Annotated in this window: 17 protein-coding genes; 12 read left to right on the top strand and 5 right to left on the bottom strand. The window is 43.0% G+C overall.

The annotated features are described in order from the left end of the window. The first annotated feature begins 71 nt into the window (after positions 1 to 71). The 10 genes from A4E24_RS02995 (at position 72) to A4E24_RS02950 (ending at position 14,662) form a co-directional block, all read left to right on the top strand. Positions 72 to 1,484 (top strand): exonuclease SbcCD subunit D, encoded by a 1,413-nt coding sequence (locus A4E24_RS02995; protein ID WP_292351533.1) that lies wholly within the window; start codon positions 72 to 74, stop codon positions 1,482 to 1,484. Then, a complete protein-coding gene (locus A4E24_RS02990; protein WP_292351586.1) occupies positions 1,484 to 4,144 on the top strand; it encodes an AAA family ATPase in 2,661 nt (886 codons plus the stop codon). The genes A4E24_RS02995 and A4E24_RS02990 overlap by 1 nt, the downstream gene beginning before the upstream one ends. A gap of 107 nt (positions 4,145 to 4,251) precedes the next feature. After that, the gene (locus A4E24_RS02985) at positions 4,252 to 5,019 is read left to right on the top strand and encodes a hypothetical protein (RefSeq protein WP_292351531.1); all 768 of its coding nucleotides are present in this window, start codon (positions 4,252 to 4,254) and stop codon (positions 5,017 to 5,019) included. 39 nt (positions 5,020 to 5,058) lie between these two features. Beyond that, a complete protein-coding gene (gene smc, locus A4E24_RS02980; RefSeq protein WP_292351530.1) occupies positions 5,059 to 8,580 on the top strand; it encodes a chromosome segregation protein SMC in 3,522 nt (1,173 codons plus the stop codon). Beyond that, complete coding sequence (locus A4E24_RS02975) at positions 8,577 to 9,428, top strand: ScpA family protein (RefSeq protein ID WP_292351528.1); 852 nt, start codon at positions 8,577 to 8,579, stop codon at positions 9,426 to 9,428. Before smc ends, A4E24_RS02975 begins: the two co-directional genes overlap by 4 nt. Beyond that, positions 9,421 to 10,536 (top strand): SMC-Scp complex subunit ScpB, encoded by a 1,116-nt coding sequence (gene scpB / locus A4E24_RS02970; protein ID WP_292351526.1) that lies wholly within the window; start codon positions 9,421 to 9,423, stop codon positions 10,534 to 10,536. The genes A4E24_RS02975 and scpB overlap by 8 nt, the downstream gene beginning before the upstream one ends. A 295-nt stretch (positions 10,537 to 10,831) precedes the next feature. After that, a complete protein-coding gene (locus tag A4E24_RS02965; protein ID WP_292351525.1) occupies positions 10,832 to 11,383 on the top strand; it encodes a TATA-box-binding protein in 552 nt (183 codons plus the stop codon). Between the two features lie 11 nt (positions 11,384 to 11,394). Continuing rightward, the gene (aglJ, locus tag A4E24_RS02960) at positions 11,395 to 12,315 is read left to right on the top strand and encodes an S-layer glycoprotein N-glycosyltransferase AglJ (protein ID WP_292351523.1); all 921 of its coding nucleotides are present in this window, start codon (positions 11,395 to 11,397) and stop codon (positions 12,313 to 12,315) included. Between the two features lie 293 nt (positions 12,316 to 12,608). After that, positions 12,609 to 13,898: a phosphomethylpyrimidine synthase ThiC gene (gene thiC, locus A4E24_RS02955; RefSeq protein WP_292351521.1), complete on the top strand. Its 1,290-nt coding sequence runs from the start codon at positions 12,609 to 12,611 to the stop codon at positions 13,896 to 13,898. Between the two features lie 119 nt (positions 13,899 to 14,017). Further along, positions 14,018 to 14,662 carry a class I SAM-dependent methyltransferase gene (locus A4E24_RS02950; protein ID WP_292351519.1) on the top strand — a complete coding sequence of 215 codons (645 nt, stop codon included), beginning with the start codon at positions 14,018 to 14,020 and terminating at the stop codon, positions 14,660 to 14,662. Between the two features lie 614 nt (positions 14,663 to 15,276). Here the strand turns inward: A4E24_RS02950 and A4E24_RS02945 are convergent. Further along, a complete protein-coding gene (locus A4E24_RS02945) occupies positions 15,277 to 15,723 on the bottom strand; it encodes a DUF123 domain-containing protein (RefSeq protein ID WP_292351517.1) in 447 nt (148 codons plus the stop codon). 59 nt (positions 15,724 to 15,782) lie between these two features. Here A4E24_RS02945 and A4E24_RS02940 point away from each other — a divergent pair, with 59 nt between their 5' ends. Then, on the top strand, positions 15,783 to 16,142 hold the full coding sequence (locus A4E24_RS02940; RefSeq protein WP_292351584.1) for a carboxymuconolactone decarboxylase family protein: 360 nt from the start codon (positions 15,783 to 15,785) through the stop codon (positions 16,140 to 16,142). Between the two features lie 20 nt (positions 16,143 to 16,162). On the opposite strand, the gene A4E24_RS02935 is transcribed toward A4E24_RS02940, so the two are convergent. The 3 genes from A4E24_RS02935 to msrB form a co-directional block, all read right to left on the bottom strand. Continuing rightward, complete coding sequence (locus A4E24_RS02935) at positions 16,163 to 16,462, bottom strand: DUF1294 domain-containing protein (protein ID WP_292351515.1); 300 nt, start codon at positions 16,460 to 16,462, stop codon at positions 16,163 to 16,165. Positions 16,463 to 16,549: 87 nt separating this feature from the next. After that, positions 16,550 to 17,434 (bottom strand): WD40 repeat domain-containing protein, encoded by an 885-nt coding sequence (locus A4E24_RS02930; protein WP_292351514.1) that lies wholly within the window; start codon positions 17,432 to 17,434, stop codon positions 16,550 to 16,552. Positions 17,435 to 17,466: 32 nt separating this feature from the next. Next, complete coding sequence (msrB, locus tag A4E24_RS02925; protein WP_292351512.1) at positions 17,467 to 17,865, bottom strand: peptide-methionine (R)-S-oxide reductase MsrB; 399 nt, start codon at positions 17,863 to 17,865, stop codon at positions 17,467 to 17,469. A gap of 242 nt (positions 17,866 to 18,107) precedes the next feature. Here msrB and A4E24_RS02920 point away from each other — a divergent pair, with 242 nt between their 5' ends. Next, entirely contained in the window at positions 18,108 to 18,455 is a 348-nt protein-coding gene (locus A4E24_RS02920) for a hypothetical protein (protein ID WP_292351510.1), read from the top strand. Positions 18,456 to 18,460: 5 nt separating this feature from the next. On the opposite strand, the gene argS is transcribed toward A4E24_RS02920, so the two are convergent. Continuing rightward, a partial coding sequence (gene argS / locus A4E24_RS02915; RefSeq protein ID WP_292351509.1) for an arginine--tRNA ligase occupies positions 18,461 to 19,871 on the bottom strand: 1,411 nt, incomplete at its 5' end.

The following is a 19,871-nucleotide window of genomic DNA, read 5'->3' as shown; positions in this document are numbered from 1 at the left end:
ACATTCTCACTATTTCGCTCCAGTATACAGAGTCTACATTTCGCAATATTAAAATGTTGTAGAGGCATAGTATGACACAGATGGACCGAGAGATCAAAATAATCCATACTGCAGACACTCATATAGGATACCGGCAATACCACAGTGATGTACGCAGAAAGGATTTCCTGCAGGCATTTTCAACGGTTATCGATGATGCAATTAAAATGAAAGTAGATGCTGTGGTACATGCAGGTGACCTTTTCGATTCAAGGACCCCTTCCCTGGAAGATATCCTGGACACAATGAAATTGTTCTCCCGGCTCAAAGGAGCAGATATACCTCTTCTGGCCATTGTAGGCAATCATGAAAGCAAGCAGAGTACACAGTGGCTTGACCTTTTTGAAAGCATGGGACTTGCAATAAGATTAGGGACTATTCCTTATACGATCGAAGACGTGGCCTTTTTTGGGATTGACAGTGTTCCCCGGTCCAAGATACCACTGTTCGATTTTTCGGTCTTTGAAGAGCCTCTGGACTCTTCATATAATGTACTTGTAATGCATCAGCTCATGAGTCCCATTACTATTGGTGAGTGGGACTGTGCTTCAGTGATAGGATCTATGCCCTTCCATGTGGACGTGATGCTACTGGGAGATTATCACAAGTATGAGAAGACCACTGTAGGAGATACGTGGGTAACATACTGTGGCAGCACTGAACGCAATAGTCTTGCAGAAAAAGAGGATCGTTCGTACAACATAATTACGATGTCTGGAAATGGTATCGATATCAGCAGACGGACTATTCGTACACGGGAATTCTTGAGGATACCAGTGACGATAAGGGATCCTGCGAAGATATACGAGGACATATTGTCTGCCGTGAAAGAACATGAAGTGGAAGGAAAAGTGGTGTTCGTAGAGATAATCGGCGATGATGACAGTGTGTCGATCTCCTATGCTGAGATAGAAGAGATGCTACTTTCACGTAATGTACTCGTTCCGGGGGTGAGGGACCTGAGGAAAGTCACTGAAGATCTTCTTGGACAATCTGTCCCCATTTCCTTCTATGATCCGGACGAGGCGATAAAAGACGAGATCAAAAAAATGAATCTTTCAGAGGGGGGCCTGCTAATGGACGAGATCGTCAGAGACCTATCCCTTCCCAAAACAAAGGTTAGCGATGAGGCAGAAAACCGTCTTAGTACTCTTCTGGAGATAATGGACTTTTCAAAACCAATACCATTAGCATGTGTTCAAGAAAAAATATCGCTACTAGTGTCTGAAACAGAGAACGAGGCAACTCATTCTTTACCCCCTGAAATAACTATAATAGAGACTGAAAGATCTGAGATCAACAGTGCCGAGGGCAAGGTCCCTGAACCAGAAAAAGAGCCAGATATAGTTGCAACAGAAACAGAGAACGAAAAGCATCCAGAAAAGAAACAAAAGGCATCTGCTCATGCAAAACCAAAACAGTACAATCTGGGTGATTACCTTTGATGCTTAAATACCTGAAAGTGGAGAATATCCGCAGTTACCAAGACCTTGATATTCATTTTAAAAATGGGGTTACTGTTATTTCAGGGGTCAATGGCAGTGGTAAGTCCAGCCTGCTGGAAGCTTGCTTCACAGGCCTTTTTGGAAGCAGGACATTGACAAAAGATTTCACTATCACCGATATTGTGCGAAAGGGAGCCACAAAGGCATCTATTTTATTGGAATTTGAGCAGAACGGTAACGTTTACTCTATGGAACAGGTATTTCGTAATGATCCTGAATCTGGGAGAGCTTCCAATACCCGTTCAGTGCTGAAGGTCAACGGGCAGATATTCACAGACCAGGCAAAACGCACTTACGATAGCATTCTTTCGCTCCTTAGAATGGATGAAGAAGCTTTCAGGAACTGCGTGTACATAAGGCAGGGCGAGATAGATGTACTTATTAATGCAAAACCTGCTGACAGGCAGAAGATGATAGATGACCTTCTGCAGATCGGAAAGCTTGAAGATTACAGAGAACGTGCCGGAAGTGCCAGGATAGGAGTGGGAAGGCATCAGCGGGATACAGAAAGGCAGATAAAGGAAGTAAAGAACGAAACAGCAGAGATCGAAAGTAAGGACCCTGTTGGCAGCTTGAACCGCTTGCTGACCGAAGCCTCACAGATCAAGGAACATCATGCTGATGTCATTAAAAAAAGAGATAAAGCAAGGTCAGGCATCGATGAGTTGCGTTCAAAGCTTGGAGAATATGAACAACTTACACTTCAAAAAAAGTCGATCAGCGCCCAGATACTGGCTTGTAATAGCAAGAAAACAGAAGCATTTGAGAGTATTAGCAACAGTACTTCTTCAATCCAATCTCTACGCTCACGTATAAATGAACTCGAACAAAGTGTTTTCAGTATCAAGGCACAAATGGAATGGGATGGAGAAGTAGAGCAAATGCTTGTGCATGCTGAAAAGCAGGAGCTTGTAGAACGAAAAAAGCTGAACGATGCCGAGCAAAAAAAAGCCTTGCATGCGCAAAACATTGAAAATGCACATAGGACTTTACAGCAGCTTTCCAGCCAGATAAAAGATATGGATCTCTCTCTTAAAAGCAACCTGAAGAAGAAGGAAGATGTGGCTGCACAAATTGAAAAATTAAAAGTTTCACTTGAAGATGCACAAGCGGAAAAATTACACATGGCAGGAGAAATAGAGTCCCTTGGTTTTACTCCTAAGAAATTATCAGGACTTGAAGACATAATAGAACTCGTACAAACCCAACAAAAGAGTTTGCACGGAGACAAAATGAAATTGTTCGCCCGAAAAGAGGAGATCAACAAGCGCATAAAGAAAAGTAAACAACTTATGGACCAAGGCAAGTGCCCCACCTGTGGCCAGGATCTGCATGGTTCTGCAATGCATGAAACGATCCGATCTGATGAGGAACAGTTGGCTTCTTTGGAAAATGAACTGGCTGCCATCACTAAGAAAGAAGAGGAATTTGGCCTGAAGATGGAACAACTAAAGCAGGTAAAAGCAGTTTCCAAGAAGATGGAGGATTGTGATAATCGTATCAGGTCGTCTAATGAGATAATAGATATGTCTGAGAAAATGCTTCAAGACCATGCTTCGAGAATAGATGATGACAGCAAGAGATCAAATGAAGCTGTTTCCCATAAACAAGAAATAGAAGCAACAGTTGCACAACTGAAGGAACAGGAACAGTTGCTGCTGGAATCGGTATCTGTTTCTTTTAAAAAGCATGCTGAAGCTCTGGAAAAGCTCGATCTTGCAAAAAAAGCACAACAAAAGTTTATAGAAAGTGGATCTAAGTTAAAGGATATAGAGAAGCTGGAAGAGAGGATACACAGTGAACAGGAAAAGATTGGACTGCTGGAACAGCAGATCAAGGATGGAAAACAACGGTTATCAGAGATCGACAAAAGGATGGGAGGGATAGATGCAGGATCACTTAGATCTTTGTTGCAGCAGTATGAAGAAGCTCTCGGGAATATCGAAGACGATATCAGGAAGCTGGAAGAGAGAAAGACTGAAGTGATGAAGCAAACAGGAATGGCAGAAAAGGAAATAGAAAGGCTTTCCCGCCTGCAACAGGAGTTGCGCTCCCTTCAGCACAGATCAGATTTTCTTGCTGCAGTGTACAGGGATGCAGAAGAACTTGAGAGTATGTACATGCGCATCAGAGCAGAGCTTCGCTCCCGCAATGTAGGTGCTCTTGATGCTCTTATAAATGAGATATTCGGATTCATGTATTCGAACAACGCATATTCTCATGTGCAGCTCGATCCTGATTACAACCTGACAATCTTCGGAAAGGATGGCACTCCTCTGGAACCAAAGTTACTTAGTGGTGGAGAAAGAGCGATCTTCAATCTGGTATTGCGATGTGCCATCTACAGATTATTGTCCATGGCAATGAACGGGCCCGCACAGGGTTCAACCCTGCCTCCTTTGATAATGGATGAACCGACTGTATTCCTTGACAGGGGACATGTGCAACAGCTCATCAGGCTCATAGACCGCATGAGAGATTTCGGCGTGGTCCAGATAATTATTGTTTCACATGATGAAGCACTTATAGATTCTGCAGATCACTTGTTCTATGTGGAAAAAGATCCGATCACAAATACTTCCTCAATAACAGCGCGCTAAGCGAGAGTATTTATAAGCATATTTATATAAAATGAACCATAAGTTATATTATACTTTTGTCATATAATTCGCCACAGAAGGGATAGAATGGTCTTGCGAGGTATCACATGAATGGTGAGAATAGGGATTTCATCATTGAAAGGCTTGAAAGGCAACTAAGGGAAAAAGAAACGGAGATAGATGAGATCAAAAGGTCTCTCAGGGACTCCATCCTGACAGAGCTTCGTAGTGAATTCAAAAATGATCTTGATATCAATAATCGCCTTTCAAGAGTTGAGAACAGGATCCAGGAACTGGCCAATAATCTCAATGGTGCTATGGATGAATTGTTAGATCAGAAATCATTGATCCGCTCATTTAAAAAGTCGGCACTTGAAAGGAGAGAACAGGATAGTTCAACATCGGTGCAACCTTCTGCCCCTGCTGCTATAAGAGAAACAACAGTAGCAAGAGAGACAGAGACGAGGTTATTAAGGGATGAAAAAAAGAAGACTGTGCCACAACCTGAAGTTCCCAGGCCCCCTCAGTCACCTGCGAAACCTCCATCCTTTTCTATCAGGCCCAATGACCTGCCGCGGGGACCGATCGGACAGACAGCATCAATGAACCAGCGCTTTTACATAAGGGATGCACAACCAGAACCTGCCCCAATGAAAAAACCTGAAGCTGAAGAAAAAAAGACTGAATATATCATAGCAGAAAGTGATGATGCACGCAGTTTCAGAAGGAAAGAGAAGAACATTCCCCCAGCTACCAGTGGTGAGTTCATCGTTGCCAGAGATAATGTTTCCAGGAAGAGGTCAGAGACGGACTACGAAAGCGTAGAGACACGTGATGATGAAGATGCGGTCGTAACTGTCACCCGCAGGAAATGACCACCTTTCAGAGAAAGGATTTAAACACAGAGGATCCACGTGTACATAAAGGAAATCGAGTTCATTAACTTCAAGTCCTTCGGGAAAAAAGTGAAGATACCGTTCTATGATGATTTCACCACGATATCAGGCCCAAATGGCAGTGGTAAATCCAATATAATTGACGGCATACTTTTTGTGCTGGGCCTTTCCAGTTCACGCACTCTTAGGGCTGAGAAGCTTACAGACCTTATATATAATGGTGATAAGGCCAAAAAACCTGATTTCGCACAGGTGACCATCAAATTCGATAACACAGACAGAGAGATGCCTGTGGATACTGATGAAGTTGCCATCACCAGAAAAATAAGGGAAACTGATACCGGATATTACAGTTATTTCTACTTCAATGGCAAAGCTGTGAGCCTTGCAGATGTGCATAATTATCTTGCAAAGGCCAGGGTGACACCTGAAGGCTATAATGTAGTAATGCAGGGTGACGTAACCCGCATAATCACCATGACTCCCGTTGAAAGACGCAAGATCATCGATGAGATAGCAGGAGTTGCCGAGTTCGACAACAAAAAGGAAAGAGCTCTCAGCGAGCTTGAGATCGTTCGGGAAAGGGTTGAAAGGGTCGACATCATACTTGAGGAAGTTGCTGCTCAGCTCGAAAAACTTAAAGGGGAAAGAGACCAGGCACTCAAATACCAGGCATTGAAAGAAGAAAAAATAAAATTTGAGGGCTTCATGCTCCTTGCAAGGCTCAAGGATGCTAAGAAGGAGCTTGTATCAATTGATGCTGACATGGGATCACGCAGATCTTCCATGAAAGAGCTGGAAACCACCCTTGAAGAAAGACGCCTGCGGATGGAAGAACTGGAAAAGTCACTTGAAGAGCTCACTCTCCAGATACAGCGCATGGGAGAAGATGAGCAGATCCAGATAAAGAAAGATATAGAATCTACGCGCGGTGAGATCTCACGGTGTAAGGACAGTATAGAGCTTGCAGACAGGGAACTGGAAGATGTGGATTCCAGAAGGAGGAAAGCCTTTGTAGAGATAGATGAGATCAAAGGCAAGGTATCTGACCTGGATGCAAAAATAAACGAAGAAAAAGCACGTCTTGAAGGTATCAGGGCAGAACATTCGGAAAAGCGGACTCAGAGGATGATACTGCAGAGCCGGATATCCGATGTGGATGCAAAGTTTGCCAAGACACGGGATGAACTTACACAGCTTAAGAACGGTCTTGAGAACACTAGAAATGAGAAAAATGAGCTCATGCGCCAGGAAGACAGGCTATTGGATGCCCTGAGGCGCAAATCGGCTGAGGTAAGGGATATTGAGAGCGAGATGGAGGATGCCCGTTCAAAGGCTGCTTCTTCAGACAGTGATATCGGTTCTGTGAAATATGATATTGAGAAGCTCAATGAGAAAATAAGTTCGCTCACAAAGGATATAGACGACCTTGAAAGCAACCGCTCCCAGCTCAAAGGAGTGGTAAAAGATATCGAAGAATCACTGCGTAAATACCAGGATGACTATGCCCGTATCGAGGCCAGGGTAAGAGCCGCCGAGGACCACAGCAAATATTCTAAAGCTGTAGACATGATAATCAATGAAAGGAAGCATCATGGGCTCCCCGGAATATATGGTACCATCGCTGAGCTTGGAAGTGTGGACCAGAAATATGCAACTGCCCTTGGCATAGCTGCCGGCGGAAAGATGCAGGCAGTAGTAGTGGACACTGATGAAGATGCTGCCAGAGCTATAGACTTCCTCAAACGCAGACAGGCTGGCAGGGCTACGTTCCTTCCTCTTAACAAAATGGAAGAGCGAAGACCTTACAAAGATCTCAGCGACAGGAATGGGGTCATCGGCTATGCGATAGACCTTGTGGACTTCGAACCGAGGTTCGAGTCTGCCTTCTGGTATGTTTTCAGGGACACTCTTGTGGTAGATACATTACAGAATGCCCGCAGGCTTATGGGTGGTCTGAGAATGGTAACTCTGGAGGGGGAGCTAATAGAGAAGAGCGGTGCTATGGTCGGAGGTTCGGCGCAGAGTTCCGGACTGTCCTTCGCCGCCTCAGAAAAAGATAAACTGATCAAAGTCGCAGAGAAGATCACTGAATTCGATTCAAGACGCAGTGCAGCTATCAAAAAACTGGATGCTGTGGAAGGCCATATTGCTTATGTGAACAGGGAGATAAATGAGCATGACAAAGAGATCTCCCGTAAAGAAATGCAGCTAGAGGAGATCGCTAACAGAGGAGAGCGTCTGGCGCAGGTGCTGGCAGCAAAGAATGCTGAACTTGCCGAGATCGAAGAAACTCGCAAGCAACTGAGAACAGAGATGGAGGCTGTAACTGCTCAGAAAAAAGAAAAGGATGAACATGCTGGTTCACTTGAAGAGAAGATCTCTGAACTGGAAGGTGAGCTTGCAGGGTCTGAGGTGCCTGAACTGAACAGACAGGCAGAGAGCATTGATGAAGAGATGAGGCGTCTGGAAGGGCGTACCCGTGACATTGAAGCACAGATCAATGCCCTTAACCTTGACAGGGAATATGCTACTGGCAGGATAGAGGAGAACAGAGAGATCATAAAGTCCCTGGATGAAAAGAAAACAAATCACAAGCAACGTGTGGATGAGCTTGCATTAAAGATCAAGGAACTTGAGGTAGTGCTCACCCAGAAGCAGGCTCGTGAATCAGAGCTTGTTAATGAGCTAAAGGACATGCAACAGCAGCGTCTTGGTATGCAGAACGAGTATGGTCTTTCCAGGAAACAGTTCGAGTCCTCAAGGACAAGGTTCGAGGAAGGTAACAGACAACTGATGGCTATGGAAGCCACTCAGGCGGCTCTTGTGGAACAGATAACAGAAATGACAGCAGAAATGACACAAAGAGGCATCGAGGAAACAGATGATGTTCCAGGCTCCGAGGCTGTACGTACCAGGATAGCCTCCATTGAGAAGGCAATGGAACGTCTGGAGCCTGTCAACATGAGGGCTATAGATGAGTTCAATGAAGTAGAGGCAAGGCTGGAAGATCTCAGGTCAAGAAGGGACACTTTGTTCAATGAAAGGGAACAGATCTTGGAGAGGATCAAGCAATATGAAGTCCTTAAAAAAGGTGCCTTTATGGAAACATATAACGGGATAAATACTGCTTTCCACGAGATATTCAATGAACTTTCAGATGGTATTGGAGAACTTGTGCTGGACGATCCTGAGGATCCTTTTAGCGGCGGTCTTACTTTGAGGGCCCAACCCAAAGAAAAAACCTTGCAACGCCTTGAAGCTATGTCAGGCGGTGAGAAGAGCCTTACTGCATTGTCATTTGTGTTCGCTATTCAGAAATACAGGCCAGCACCATTCTATGCTTTTGATGAGATCGATATGTTCCTGGATGGAGCCAATGCTGCCAGAGTGGCTGAAAGGGTCAGAAAGTCTGTGGAAAATGCCCAGTTCATTGTTGTTTCCCTGAGAAAACCAATGATAGAAGCAGCTTCAAGAACTATAGGTGTTGCAATGCAGGAGAACAACATTACAAGCATAACGGGTGTGAAGTTCAGATGAGTAGTATTATAGAGGAAATTGAGACAATAACTGTAGTCGAACCTCTTTCAGAAAGCTATACTTTGCTGCCAGGGACCATAGACCCTGAATTCCTGGAAACACTGCGCACTCTGGGAGTCGATGAGAACCTGCTTGAGTTTTCTGATGATGTAATGAACGAGCCCGTAGAGATATTGGTAAATCTCGCCAAAAATGGAGAGATCGATCCATGGGATATTGATATTGTCAGTGTTACCGACAAATTCCTGGCACGTATAGAAGACATACAGATGATGGACCTGCGCATCTCAGGGAGGACACTGCTTTATGCTTCCATACTCTTGCGTATGAAGTCTAACTGGGTAGATATGGATGAACCGGAAGAACCTGATATATTCGACGACAGCATGGACTTCTTTGAAGTTGATGATTATCCGGTACCGAAGCTGCCTGTGAGAAGGATTGCCACAAGACCTGTGACGCTGCAGGAACTTATAGCTGAACTGAAGAAAGCTGAAAGAGTGGAACACAGGAAAAAGGAAAAGAAACTGCTCCGCAAACTTGAAGAAAGGGTTGCTGTAACCACTGATGAGGTTCTGGGCATAGCCCATGAAGAAGATATCCTAGGACGCGTTTCCAGACTTTACCATGTGCTTGATCCTGTTTTTGAAGAACACGGATCTGTTGTGTTCTCAGAATTGATGGGTGAAGAAAGGTCAGAGAATATAATGACCTATGTTTCCCTGCTTTTCCTTGCTACTGAGAAGAAAATATGGCTTCAGCAGGATGAGCTGTTTGGAGAGCTTTTCATCTATCCCTCACATATTTCTGATGATAGTCCCAGCGAGGTTATGACAGGGAATGAATGAGAAGGAAACTATTGAAGCAGCACTTTTTGCTGCCGGTGGGGCACTGGATGCCCAGACCCTGGGAAAGATCATAGGCAAGCCTGCAAACAAAGCTGTTGCAGTAGTTGGAACACTCATGAAAGAATACTCAGCGAGGGAATCCGGCATAGAGATAATAGACCTGGGACAGCGTTATGTTATGCAGGTAAAACCCATGTTCACAGACCTTGTAAGACCAGTAGCTCCCAAGGAACTGAGCGCACCTATGTTGCGCACCCTTGCAATGATAGCATATCATCAGCCTGTTGTGCAATCTGACCTGGTGGATATGAGGGGGAACACAGTGTATGATCACATAAGAGAACTTACAGACCGTGGGCTTATCATGTCCGTGCCTTACGGCAGAACAAAAAAGCTGCAGACCACTCCACTTTTTGCTGATTATTTCGGACTGAGTTCCAATGAGCCTGAAGCCATAAGGCAGAAAATAGTTGAACTTTCCCGCCAGCAGAGCGGTGACAAGGGACTCAATAAATGGCTTGGATGCAAGGTTGTGGCATTCACCCCTATGTACCAATCCCTGGCAATATTGTGTGACATAGAGGATTATAAAGTGATCAATGCCTATGATCCCACAGAGGAAGAGATAGAAGAACTTGCAGATGTTTCTAAACTTGTGATATCCCGAGGATATCTGGAAAAAGTGAGTAGGTACTATGACGGCGAGATCATCGAGGTCGGTTCAACTACTTTCGATGATCTTATTGAAGCAGTTAAAGCTCTGGAAAATGTAGGTAATCAACAGAAAGTGGAACTTACTCTCTTAAATTTGCGGGAACTTAAGGAAAGGTATGTTTCAAAGGCGCTTCTGATAGATAAGAAAGTTAAACCAGCAACTGATATGGTAGCCAGGATCATTAATGATCTGAGGCTAGGGGTATCTGCAGAAGGCGTTGTGATCGCTCCTGATTATGGACTGTCGAGCAATGATGTGCAAGTAAGCGAAGGAGCTGACATACTTGTCCCAACTCACGGAAGCGTGGAGGCAGACCTTATAGAAAGGGTTTGCAGAAAATACGATGCTATCATAGATGGATTGAAAGCCCTGGAAAAAGAATCTTCTGATTGATCTCATTTATTCAATAGATGGAGTGCTATGTTGATCTGAAACGGCATCAATTCATGAATGGGAAAAAAGGGAGACCGTTTTTAGTTTCCCCTTCCTGGCTAGTTTTCATAATTTTGCCTTCCCCTGAATTAAAAACAGGTTATTCTGCTTTGTGAAACGCATTAAATATCATCTTACAAGAACTTAATTTTTATTTTTTACACCCGGTGAGTTTAAATACGTATATAAATATCAAGCTATTAGTTTATATAAGGAATTACGGATATAAACCATGCTTAAATGCTGAGGATTTTCAATGACCGAATATAATATTAAGATCGAGAATGTGGTTGCCTCTACAAAACTTGCCGATGAGTTTGATCTGACAAAGATCGAGGCAGAATTCGAAGGTGCTGAATACAACAAACAGAAATTCCCTGGCCTGGTATACCGGGTCTCTGAACCCAAAGCTGCATTCCTGGTCTTTACTTCCGGAAAGGTTGTGTGTACCGGCGCAAAGAACGTGGCTGATGTCCATACAGTAATAAGCAACATGGCCAAAAAGCTCAATGAGATCGGTATAAAGACCATAAAAGAACCAGAGATCACCGTACAGAATATAGTAGCATCCGCAGATCTTCACGCTGTGCTTAACCTTAATGCAATCGCTATAGGGCTTGGTCTTGAGAACATAGAATACGAACCTGAGCAATTCCCCGGACTTGTATATCGTATAGATAAACCAAAAGTAGTTGTTCTTATTTTCAGTTCAGGAAAGCTTGTGGTAACTGGCGGGAAAACACCTGAGAACTGTGGGGAAGGCGTTGAAGTAGTGAAACAGCAGCTTGATAGTATGGGACTTCTCTAAAGGGTAGCATCTTGCAGGAAAAAGACGTCTGTATACTTATTCCTACACTTAACGAAGGAGCCACGATAGCTCAGCTAATAAGGGATTTCAGATCTGAAGGATTCAATGACATAATTGTCATAGACGGACATAGTACCGACAAGACCCGGGAACTTGCAGAAGCTGAAGGTGCCCGAGTCGTCCTACAGAAGGGAAAAGGTAAAGGTCAGGCTGTCCAGGAGGCCTTTGAAACACTGGACAATGAATATCTCGTAATGCTGGATGGGGATGGCACTTATCTTGCGTCTGATGCGCATGCAATGCTGGCCCCTCTGTTAGATGGCCGTGCAGAGCATGTGATAGGGAACAGGCTGAACAACTTCGAAAAAGGAGCTTTCCCGGGTCTTAATCTGATAGGCAACAAACTCATTAATCGCTTGTTCAGTATGGCATACCGGCAAAATCTAACTGATATATTGACCGGATACCGAGCTTTCACCAGGGGTGTTTACAAGTCTTTTGCCCTGAAAGAAACAGGATTTGAAGTTGAATCCGAAATGACCATACAGAGCATTAAACTTGAACATGCCATAGAGGTAGTGCCAATAACTTATCTTTCCCGCAAGTCCGATGCTGCAACCAAGCTCAATCCTCTTAAAGATGGTTTCAGGATAGGTAAAACGATATACCTGTTAGCCAGGTTTCACAATCCTATGTTCTATTTTGGCATGATCGGAACTATTTTTATTCTTTCAGGCCTTGTAACAGGCACTTACGTGGTCGATCAATGGTTCAAAGGTATCACCCGTATACCTATGACCGTTCTTACAGCTTTGCTGATCATGTCTGGTTTTCAGATGTTCGTTTTGGGTATGCTAAGTGATCTTATGGTTTCAATGCATATGGAGATCATGCGTGTGCTGCGACAAAAGGACAAGTCAGGCAAGCAATGATGTTCATTCAACGGATTTTTTTCTTTCCAAAAGGTCATTTTTACTTGATTACACATCCAATCAACTTGATTTGTTTTTTATGTTGTCCTAATTTTACTTGCATATCGTAACAGTACACGAACTTACAAGTTTAAAATACTTTACAGATACCGAAAATAAGCAAGTTGATCCAGATAGAGGATTTTGTGTAGATCCAAGTAAAGTCAGCTTGATTTAAACAAAAGTTAATTTTTTAAAAAGTCTTATATAAGAGCTGTACTTTGTAGGATATAGTAACCATCGAGGTATCGATCATGACAATAGTAACAGATGCAAAGAACGGAAAGATCACAGAAGAGATGAAGATCGTAGCCAAGAACGAAGGCAAAGATCCTGAGTTCATAAGAAGGGGAATTGCTGCAGGCAGAATAGTAATCCCCATGACCCCCTACAGGAACATTAAGCTGTGTGGTATTGGTGAAGGTCTCAGGACCAAGGTAAATGCATCCATAGGTGCATCATCAGACATTATAGATGAGGAAATGGAAGTAAAGAAAGCAAAGGCAGCAGAAGCAGCTGGTGCTGACACACTGATGGAGCTCGGTACTGGCGGCGACTTCCTTAAAATGAGAAAGCTTGTGTGTGACGCAATTTCCCTTTCAGTAGGTTCAGTGCCACTCTATCAGGCATTCATCACAGCAGCAAAGAGGGACGGTTCCATTGTCCACATGACAGAGGACGACCTGTGGTATGCAACCGAGGAACAGGCAAAGCTCGGTACAAACTTCATGGCAATACACACCGGTATCAATAACATTGTCCTTGATAGGTTGAAGGCACACGGCAGATATGGTGGTCTCTGCTCCCGTGGCGGTGCATTCATGAGCACATGGATGCTCCACAACCAGAAGGAAAATCCACTTTACAAAGACTTCGATTACCTTTGTGAGATCCTCAAAGAACATGAGGTCACATTGTCCACAGGCAACGGAATGCGTGCAGGTGCAGTTCACGATGCAACCGACAGGGCACAGGTCCAGGAACTCATCATCAACTCCGAATGCGCAGATAAAGCACATGACAAATACGATCTGCAGGTCATAGTCGAAGGTCCAGGCCACGTACCACTTGACCAGGTAGAAATGAATGTCAAGCTCATGAAGGCAATGAGCAATGGAAAGCCATTCTACATGCTCGGTCCACTCGTATCTGACATCGGTGCAGGCCGGGATCATATAGTAACAGCAATCGGTGCAGCAACATCCGCAGCAGCTGGCTGTGACTTCCTCTGTTATGTCACACCTGCAGAGCACCTTGCACTTCCAAACCTCCAGGATGTTATTGAGGGTGTCAAGACCTCAAAGATCGCAGCTCACGTCGGTGACATGGTTAAGTATCCGGAAACCGCCCGTGAAGTTGATCTTGCAATGGGCAGAACACGTGCAAAACTCGACTGGGAGGGAATGTACAAGCTGGCGCTCGATCCAGAGCTTGCAAGGAGCATCAGGAACAGCAGAGCACCTGGCGATGAAGATGCATGTACCATGTGTGGTGACTTCTGCGCACTGAAGATCGTTAACAAGAACTACGACCTCTGCAAGTAATGCCTTGGCATTACTTCTTGCCATTCTTTTTTCATATTCTTTACCTCTTTTAATTTTTTTCTGTAGAGATCAAACATATCTTTACGACTGGTTTTATGTACTGTGTTGCAAATGTTCTGATGGGAATAGCTGATATAATGGGAGAAGACTACTACACATACACAACAAAATTATTTCGTAGATTGTCTTATATTTATGATTTCATAGGAATTATTCTCTCGGGAACTAGGACTAAAGTTGCAGCTTTTACCAATGCAAAGAAAGGTTCCAAAATACTAGATGTGGCTACAGGTACCGGAAAACAAGCCTTTTCATTTGCAAAAATGGGTTATGAAGTTATTGGTATCGATCTTTCCGAACCTATGTTAAGACTGGCTGTCAGGAACAACAGGTACAATAATGCAAATTTCGTTCTTGCCGATGCGGCAAAACTTCCATTTAAGGACGAGTATTTCGATATTTGTTGCATGTCACTGGCTTTACATGAAATGCCTTTAAATATAAGAGAAGAAGTTTTACAGGAGATTTTCAGGGTTACCAGGAGTAATGGCACTATAATGATCATGGATTATGCTCGTTCGCCCAAAAACATGCTGGGAAGGTATTTTGTACGTTATATTGCCAAATCATTCGAAAGTAAATATTACCCTGAATTCATACATTCTGATCTTGACCCCTTGCTTGAAAGAAAAGGAATAAAAGTGACTGCAGAAATGTCTGTTACATACGGCATATTCAAGATATTCAAATGTAACAGGAGTTAAAATTTGTATAGATGGGATCCAGGTGATCATACAGCTCAATCTTCAAACCAGCAGCATTGGGCTCAAGAGCTTATTCAGAAGCTTGCTCTTAAGGGAAATTAAAGGGTCTTGGACATAGGGGATGTGGGGAGGGTAAGGTCACAGCTCAGATCACAAGCCATGTACCCCCAGGTTATGTTGAGGGCATTGATGGTTCAGAGGATATAAGAGAGTTGCATTTCAACCGGGAATTTGATATAGTCTTTTCAAACGCGGCCCTTCATTGGATAGTTGGTCATCGCTTAGTTATTAAGGGATTTTTTTGTTTGTAACTCCAAGCTTAGTAGATGAAAAAACATGGAGAATGGGTCGAGTAGAGATTATATAAATTAGGTATTGCAACCATTGTAATACAACTGCTTAACTAATCCAATCCTTTTCAGAAGCACCAGATTTATATAATTATACTAATATATAGGGCCTTAGAGGGTATCACAATTGTATCTTCCAGATTAAGTATAGTCATCATCAAATTCTGGGGAGGACAGCCGTCTTCCCCGGGAAGATACCCTCGATCTTCCAATTTCTAATGAATTTTTCATTAATATGATTTTCAAAGATCATAACTTACCTGATTATAATATTTCTTCAACTAAGGGCTCTAAGCCATATTTCCTGAAATTTTTTACCACTTCGTCCGTTGGATCGCGACGTCGATAGAAAAGATGTGATTTACATGTACAATCACTGCATCCAAAACCTTGAACACCTCTTGACTGCAAAGCACCTGCAAGAATGCATTCAAGCTGTTCAAAAGTCACTGCATATACGGTACAGACCAGTTCAAAATGCTCATCAAGATTTATATGATCTACATGCCATCTTGCTTTCTTCCCTCCTTCCTTAGAAAGCATCACATGTCTATACAATCTTTTCAGACCACCAGTACCCTGGGCAGAACCCACATAAATGTGATAACCGGCTTCAAAACTGATATCTTTAAGGCTTCCAACCCTTACATTACATTGCAGGTTCCTGAAGATCAGACAATAGATACCTTTGTCCTTAGCCGCTTCGATCATACGCATACACGTAGATGCATAAAATTAAATCATTTCCCGTAGAATCTTTACTGATGATCATGACCAAAGAGATACAAGAAGCAAAGGATGTAAAGGGTTTTAAGCCAAGGTCTGTGGTCTATGCCACCCAGATCGATGAAGAGTTCGGGGAAGCTCTTGCAGGATACTATAAAGCTGTATGGAAGGAGCGTGAAAATGGGCTGAACATGAAGCAAAAGCATCTTTTGGTTTTTACTATAGCATGCTCCAGACTCAACATAGAAAGTGCGCTTAAGATACTGGAAAGACTTAAAAGATTTGAGGCAACTTCGCAGGAGATAAAAGATGCTATGATGATCGCAGCCTGGACCGGTGGTATACAGAATTTCACTGATTTTAGTCCAAAGATACTCAAAGAAATGGAAAGATTGGGTTTCTGAGACCCTTTCCTTTTAATGCTTTAGATAGGAGGTAAGATCCCCAACCCTAATAAAGCTATGAACACTAAATGTACCAACAGGATAAGCGGAAAACCATATTTGAACTGTAGATGCTGTGTTTTATGTCTAAATAATTTCATTCCCAGGAAACCTCCCAGACTTCCACCTGCAATTACCCATGTGAACAGCGTTTTTTCAGGTATCCTGTATTTTTGATCTCTGGCTTTTTTTTTGTCCAGACCCATAAGGGCGAATGAGATTGTGTTCACAAATACAATGTATGCCCACAAAGAATATTTAAGAAGATCCTCAGTTTGCATAGAACGACATAAAGTATACTAATATATTAAGTTTATTATGATAAAGCTATTAGTTACTATAAAGAATAAAAGAAAAATAATGTAGGATCATCTTCCAAGGTCCCACATATTCAGCCTCCCGTCAGCTGTGGCAGCAACAAGATAGCGTCCATCAGCTGTGAAGGCCATACTGTATACTGTTTTAACCATAAGAGGTATATTTGACACAATTTGTCCTGAAGCGAAATCATACAGAACAATATCGTAGTCCATGCCAACTGCAACTGTCTTACCATTGGAAGATATGGCAAGAGGAAAATGACCAGTTCCCTCAAGTTCTATGGAACGCTTCTCTGTAAGATCTTTCAATGACCAGATACGCAGCTTTCGATCATATCCGGAACTAATGAGATACTTTCCTTCCGGGGTCAAAATCATGGAGAGCAGGGCAATATCATGACCCAATAGTGTCTGCTCAAGTTTCCCTTCAGGCAAAGACCACACATATATATCGCCACCTATGCCTCCACTTAGAAGTTTTTTGCCGTCAGGAATAAAAAGAACACAGGAAATGTTGTCTGGACTGCCTTCCATGATCAAAAGTTGTTCACACCCAGGCAAACCCCATAAACGTACAGTTCCATCATAAGAACCTGAAGCGAGTTGTTTCCCGTCTGGAGAAATACATACAGATGATACAGTATTAGTATGTCCTGTAAGAACTTTCAGAGGAAGGATTTCAGGATAAGACCAAAGTCTGATAGTATGATCAGATGAACCTGTGGCTATAATACCACGATTATGGGAAATCGAGATACTGTTCACACTTTTATTATGGCCTTTAAACTCTGTTATCAGTTCCCAAGATGGCACTGACCAGAGCTTCACAAAACCATCCGTACCAGCGGATAATATCGTCTTCCCGCTTTCAAGGAAACATACTTTATTAATGTGACCGCTATGAGCACGGAATCTGAAGTAATCACTTTTCATATTCTCCCCCGGAGCTAAAAAACATTCTGAGATCATACTTCTTCCTTGAAATCCAACGAGATGGAATTCATACAAAATCGTTCACCTGTAGGTGCAGGTCCATCATCAAAAACATGCCCAAGATGGCTACCACATCTGCTGCAAAGAACTTCTGTTCGCCGCATGGAGTAACTATTATCCGGCTTGCTGACCACTCTGTCTTCAGATATCGGAGCCCAGAAACTTGGCCAGCCAGTGCCGGAATCGAATTTTGTATTTGAATCAAAAAGTTCCTGCCCACAAGCAGCACACAGATAGACACCTTTCTTTTTATTTTGGTAGTACTTCCCAGTAAAAGCAGGTTCAGTTCCCTTTTCCCGTAACACATGATACTGTTGAGGAGTTAAGATCTTTTTCCAGTCTTCGTCTGATTTTCTTTCATATGATGGCATATAATTCCCTCTCCCGTTCAAAAATATAAAGTAAAAATTACTGATGTAACTTCCCTTATAAGGGTTGAGAATTCTAAATTAAATAGTTTGCGCAATCAGAACAAAAACAGAAAGTGACAACAGTTCCAGAGAACTCTTATTACATAATTATTGCACTGTAAATATAAATAGTATAATAAATATAAATAGTATCATGCCAGATTAGATGGTAGGGAATCATCCATCGGATCAGGGGTGATAATGTGGCATGCTCTGCTGCAATGTGCATGGATAACAAAGAACACGCTTCTAGTGTGATCAATCATATGGGGTTATCAGAAAAATATACCTGTGCCCTCATTAGCTGGACGGAGAAATATCTTGACATAGGAAATCTTGAAAAGATTATCTGGGGAGAGACCGTCTCATCCGAAAACCCTTTTCGCAGTGTGCAGGTAGCGGCGGAAAAAGATCTGGAATTCACCGTACTGCTTGCATCAAAAAGAGATCGCAGCAGCACTGATGTATATTTCCTTGAAGGAAATCTGCTACTGCTTTTCAATATTACTCTGCAGAGTCTGAAAGAAAGCAGTGTATCTTATGCATTGTAAAAATTTCACATAGACTCGGGCGCATCGATGCCCAGGGTCTCTAATGAAATTGCCAATGTAATGCGTGCACAGTCCACGAGTCCAAGCCTTGTAGCTCTCAGTTTTTCGTCATCGATATTTATCACGGGCACGAAACGATAGAACTGATTGAAAGATTCTGCAAGCTCTCTGGCATATATGGCTAAAGTATGTGGTTTTAATTCCTTTGCACACTGCTCTACGATGCTGTCAAAGGCAGCCATCTTCTTTATCAACTCTACTTCAGTATCCTCCACAAGTAGTGAAGGCTCCATATCAAAGACCTCGTTCCAGACACCTTCTTCCTGAGCCTTCTTCAGTATACTGCATGCTCTGGCATGCGAGTATTGGATAAAGGGTGCACCTTGTTTTTCGAAGTCTAGGGCCTCTTTCCAGTTGAACACCGTGGATTTCTCAGGCGACACTCTGATAACATCATATCTTACGGCACCGATACCTACCATTCTGGACACTTTCTGTTTGAAATCCTCAGGCATCTCAGGTCTGCGCATGTCAACTTCCACAAAAGCCTGTTCTTCCACCTGGTCCAGCAGTTCATCTGCAGAAATGAATTTGCCTCTGCGGGTACTCATGGAGCCTTCAGGCAAAGAAACGAACTCGAATATGACAACTTCTGGTTCCGGCTTTCCGAGAAGGTTGAGAGTTGCCTTTAACTGACCTGAAATGAGTTTGTGATCAGCTCCAAGTATATCGATCATGCGATCAGCTCTTTCACCTTTCCACTCATGGTATGCCAGATCCCTTGTAGTGTATAAAGAAGTACCATCTGATCTCTGTATCACCAGTTTTTTCTCAAAACCGTAATCCTCCAGATCCAACATAAGGGCTCCATCATCGACCTTTGTACGACCTGTGGCTTTGATCTCCTCAATTATCCTTGTAACAGCACCGGACCTTACAAAAGTAGATTCGTAAGGGAAACTATCATGGTGTATGTTCATGCGCAAAAGAGTTTCTTTGATGCCATCAAGTGCCAGCAATACAGCTTCGCTGAAGCTTTTTATTGTCGCTTCATCCCCTCTTTCCACAAGCTGCATAAGCCTGTCTATTTCTGCTACCTTTTCAGGGTATTCTCCAAGCTCAGCGTTGGCCTTGATGTAAACATCTGCTATGGAATGATCTGATTTTTTTGATGTATCAAAATCAAAATGTGAAAGCGCCCAGGAAACAATAGCTATCTGACGCCCCATATCGTTCACATAGTACTGGGTTTCAACATTATAACCGGCTTTCCTGAGAATGCGTACCAGAGTGTCACCAATGACCGAGTTCCTGATATGACCCACATGCAATGGTCCATTGGGATTTGCAGAAGTGTGTTCAAGAAGGATATTACCTTTACAGAAGCCGCCTCCAAATGATGAGCCTTCACTTCTT

It is taken from the genome of Methanomethylovorans sp. PtaU1.Bin093 (assembly GCF_002067275.1).
GTDB lineage: Archaea > Halobacteriota > Methanosarcinia > Methanosarcinales > Methanosarcinaceae > Methanomethylovorans.
This window is presented reverse-complemented; position numbering and strand designations above follow the sequence as displayed.